This window comes from Allobosea sp. CER48 (assembly GCF_044752385.1).
In the GTDB taxonomy this organism is placed as follows: domain Bacteria; phylum Pseudomonadota; class Alphaproteobacteria; order Rhizobiales; family Beijerinckiaceae; genus Allobosea.
Window position 1 is genome coordinate 1 of the sequence record NZ_JBIWYK010000345.1, and the last position, 3,480, is coordinate 3,480.

Annotated in this window: 4 protein-coding genes and 1 pseudogene; 4 read left to right on the top strand and 1 reads right to left on the bottom strand. The window is 64.0% G+C overall.

Annotated features, from left to right (window positions below; genetic code table 11):
• The 4 genes and pseudogenes from ACIPIA_RS12475 to ACIPIA_RS12490 form a co-directional block, all read left to right on the top strand.
• A pseudogene (locus ACIPIA_RS12475) lies at positions 1-261 on the top strand (tRNA uridine-5-carboxymethylaminomethyl(34) synthesis enzyme MnmG); the annotation flags it as partial.
• On the top strand, positions 258-905 hold the full coding sequence (rsmG, locus tag ACIPIA_RS12480) for a 16S rRNA (guanine(527)-N(7))-methyltransferase RsmG (protein ID WP_400509966.1): 648 nt from the start codon (positions 258-260) through the stop codon (positions 903-905). The pseudogene ACIPIA_RS12475 and the gene rsmG, both read left to right, overlap by 4 nt.
• A complete protein-coding gene (locus ACIPIA_RS12485) occupies positions 902-1,732 on the top strand; it encodes a ParA family protein (RefSeq protein WP_400509969.1) in 831 nt (276 codons plus the stop codon). Before rsmG ends, ACIPIA_RS12485 begins: the two co-directional genes overlap by 4 nt.
• Positions 1,733-1,763: 31 nt before the next feature.
• Entirely contained in the window at positions 1,764-2,648 is an 885-nt protein-coding gene (locus ACIPIA_RS12490; RefSeq protein WP_400509971.1) for a ParB/RepB/Spo0J family partition protein, read from the top strand.
• On the opposite strand, the gene holA is transcribed toward ACIPIA_RS12490, so the two are convergent.
• Positions 2,649-3,480: DNA polymerase III subunit delta (gene holA, locus ACIPIA_RS12495; RefSeq protein ID WP_400509974.1), on the bottom strand; the 832-nt coding region annotated here is incomplete at its 5' end.

Consider the following 3,480-nt stretch of genomic DNA (forward strand, 5'->3'; position numbering starts at 1 on the left):
TACGCGGTCTATCTCGACCGACAGGCTGCCGAGATTCAGGCCTATCGCCGCGACCAGGCCTTGAAAGTGCCGGCTGATCTCGACCTCGACGCCATTTCGGGCCTGTCGAATGAGCTCAAGGCGAAACTTGCGGCACAGCGCCCCGCAGATCTCGCCCAGGCCGGAAAGATCGAGGGCATGACGCCGGCGGCTTTGACGCTGCTCGCCGCGCACGCGCGGAAGGGCCGGAGCCCGGCACCGTTATCCACAGGATCAACGTGACTGTTGAAAAGATCGACAAGCAGCGCGCTTTGCGCTTGACGCCTGTTTCACGTGAAACAGAGGAGCGCCTGGCGCTGCTGGTTGCTGAGCTCCGGCGCTGGCAGGCGGCAAAGAATCTCGTGTCTTCGACCACGCTGGCTGATGTCTGGACCCGTCATATCGCGGATTCATTGCAGGTATTCGGTCTCTCGCCTGAAAGCGAGCGCTGGCTCGATCTTGGCTCGGGTGGCGGTTTCCCGGGCCTGGTGATCGGAATCTGCCTGGCCGAGCGTGGGAGGGGGCAGATTGACCTTGTCGAGAGCAACGCGCGCAAATGCGCCTTTCTCAGGCATGCGGCACGCGTCACTGGCGCACCGGTCAAGGTCCACACTGCTCGTATCGAGGATGTGATCGGCAATTTCACCGGGAACGTCGATGTGGTCACGGCGCGCGCGCTTGCGCCGTTGCCGCAGCTGCTCGACTGGTGTGAAGAACTGTTGAGAACAGGCACTCTTGGGCTCTTTCCCAAGGGACAACATCTAGATGCGGAATTGACCGACTCGGCCAGATATTGGAAGATTCAGGCGACAACGGTTTCCTCCGTAACAGATGACGCCGCGCGAATCCTGATGGTGCGCTCGGCCGAGAGACGAGCCGATCCATGACTGAGGCCACATCTGCGACATTTCCGCGCCGCCCGCGCGTGATCGCGCTTGCCAATCAGAAGGGCGGCGTCGGCAAGACGACGACCGCAATCAATCTCGGGACCGCGCTCGCGGCGATCGGGGAAAAAGTCCTGATTGTCGATCTCGATCCCCAGGGGAATGCGTCGACGGGCCTTGGCGTCGACCGACGCAGCCGCAAATCCTCGACCTATGACGTCCTTTGCGGTGATGTCGGGCTGGGGCAGGCACTGCAGCCTACCGCCGTTCCCGGCTTGTCGCTTGCGCCGTCGACACTCGACCTTCTCGGGGTCGAACTGGAGATCGCATCCGCCAAGGATCGTGCGCACCGCCTGAAGAAGGCAATCGATGAGCTGGTCTACGATCAGCGCTGCCAGGACCTGACTTATGTCCTGATCGATTGCCCGCCGTCGTTAAGTCTTATCACGATCAATGCGATGACGGCGGCGGACGCCGTCCTGGTGCCATTGCAATGCGAGTTTTTTGCTCTCGAAGGCCTCAGCCAGCTGCTCAAGACGGTCGAGCAGGTCCGCGCCGGGCTTAATCCCCGCCTGATCATCCAGGGCGTGGTCCTGACGATGTTCGATCCGAGAAACAACCTGTCGGGTCAGGTGATGGCTGATGTGAAAAACTTCCTAGGCGACAAGGTTTATGAGACCGTGATCCCGCGCAACGTGCGGATTTCCGAGGCTCCGTCCTATGGCAAGCCGGCACTGCTCTACGATCTGCGCTGCTCGGGCTCGCAAGCCTATCTTCGGCTGGCGTCGGAGGTGATCAAGCGGGAGCGCGCATTGCGCGCCGCGGCCTGAAGAAGCAATTGGTGAGGTAAAGAGGATGGCGATGGCCGAAGAACAGGGGCGTTCCCGCCTGGGCCGCGGTCTGGCGGCATTGATCGGCGACGTCGGCGAGGAGATCGGTGCGATCGAGCGTGCCCGCGGCCAGCGTCGGGTGCCTGTCGAATTCCTGCGCCCAAGTGCCAGGAATCCGCGCCGGACATTCGTCGAGGAGAATCTCGAGGAGCTGACCACCTCGATCCGCGAACGCGGCATCCTGCAGCCGATCATCGTTCGGGCGATCCCGGGCATGGTCGATGCCTATGAGATCATCGCTGGCGAGAGGCGTTGGCGAGCAGCTCAGCGCGCCGAACTACACGACGTGCCGGTTATCCTCGTCGAAGCTGACGATCGTGAAGCCCTCGAAATCGCGATCGTCGAGAACGTCCAGCGCACCGACCTGAACGCGATCGAGGAAGCCGCCGGCTATGAGCGGCTGATCGCCGAATTCAACTATACGCAGAACGACCTGGCGCGCGTCATCGGCAAGAGCCGCAGCCACGTCGCCAATACGCTGCGGCTGTCGAAGCTGCCAGAATCGGTGCGCAAGATGGTCAGCGAAGGCGCTGTTTCGGCTGGCCATGCCCGCGCCCTGCTGTCTGTTTCGGATCCGGAACTGATGGCGCGCAAGATCATCGACGAGGGCCTGAGCGTCCGCGATATCGAGCGCGTCGTGCAGGAGGAAGCTCGGGGCGAAACGAAGAGCGTCGCTGTAGCCAGGCAGCCCAAAGCGGAGAAGGATCCCGATACGCGGGCGCTCGAAAAGGCGCTGGAGGAGGCGCTTGGACTCTCGGTCTCGATCGCGCACCGCGCGAACGGCTCGGGCGAGGTCAGGATCGGCTACAAGACGCTCGAGCAGCTCGACGCACTCTGCCACCGGCTCAAGGCCTGATCACTCGGCCCGGCCGCTACGGGCGAGCCGGGCCAGCGTCCACAAGACTCGGGTCGCGACCGCGCGGCCCATGTCGGCGTTCTGGCGCGTGGCCAGGATCGCATTGCCGAGCAGGCCCACGGCCTCCGTCAATTTCGCGCTGGGCCAGGCATTCAGCGCGGCTTCCGTGGTCGCGATGCGAGGATAGGGCAGGCGCATCGTGCCGACGACGTCCCTCACGCCTTTCCCGGCGTCGACAGCCTGGCGCGCCTTCAGCAGGGCCAGGGCTTGACGCAGCACCGCGCCGAGCATGACGCCGGCATCCAGTCCCTCGCTGCTGAGCTTGGCCTGGGCCAGGTCCAGAATCGGCAGTTTCCCGGCGAAGACGGCGTCGACAAGCATGGCCTGCTCGCGCTGGGCGGTGTCGCCGACGATCGCGTCGATATGCTCGTCCCGCACGGCGGGTTCGCTTCCGACATAGATCAGCAGCTTCTCGATCTCGCGCCGCGAGGTCTGGCGGTCGCCGCCAAGCAGGCTCGCGAGATGTTCGCGGCTGGTGCGGTCGATCGACTTGCCGGCGGCACGCACCATCTCGTCGATGATCGAGCCGAGATCGCGGGCAGCGTCGCCATAGCAGGGCACCGCAAGAGCGGTCCTTGCCTTCTCACAGGCGGTACGCAGCGGATTGCTGCGCTGCAGATCACCGGCCTCGATGATGACGATGGCGTCCTGCGAAGGCGCGGCTAACAGCGGCTCGATCGCGGCCAGCAACGGCTTGGAAGTCGGCGACACACGGATCGCGCGACGGCCGCCGAAAAGGCCGATGGTATTGGCCTCGTCGGCGAGCTTCAGC

Excerpts from the sequence above, each read along its gene's own strand:
- ACIPIA_RS12485 (WP_400509969.1), top strand. The coding sequence starts at position 902 with ATGACTGAGGCCACATCTGCGACATTTCCGCGCCGCCCGCGCGTGATC.
- ACIPIA_RS12490 (WP_400509971.1), top strand. The coding sequence starts at position 1,764 with ATGGCCGAAGAACAGGGGCGTTCCCGCCTGGGCCGCGGTCTGGCGGCA.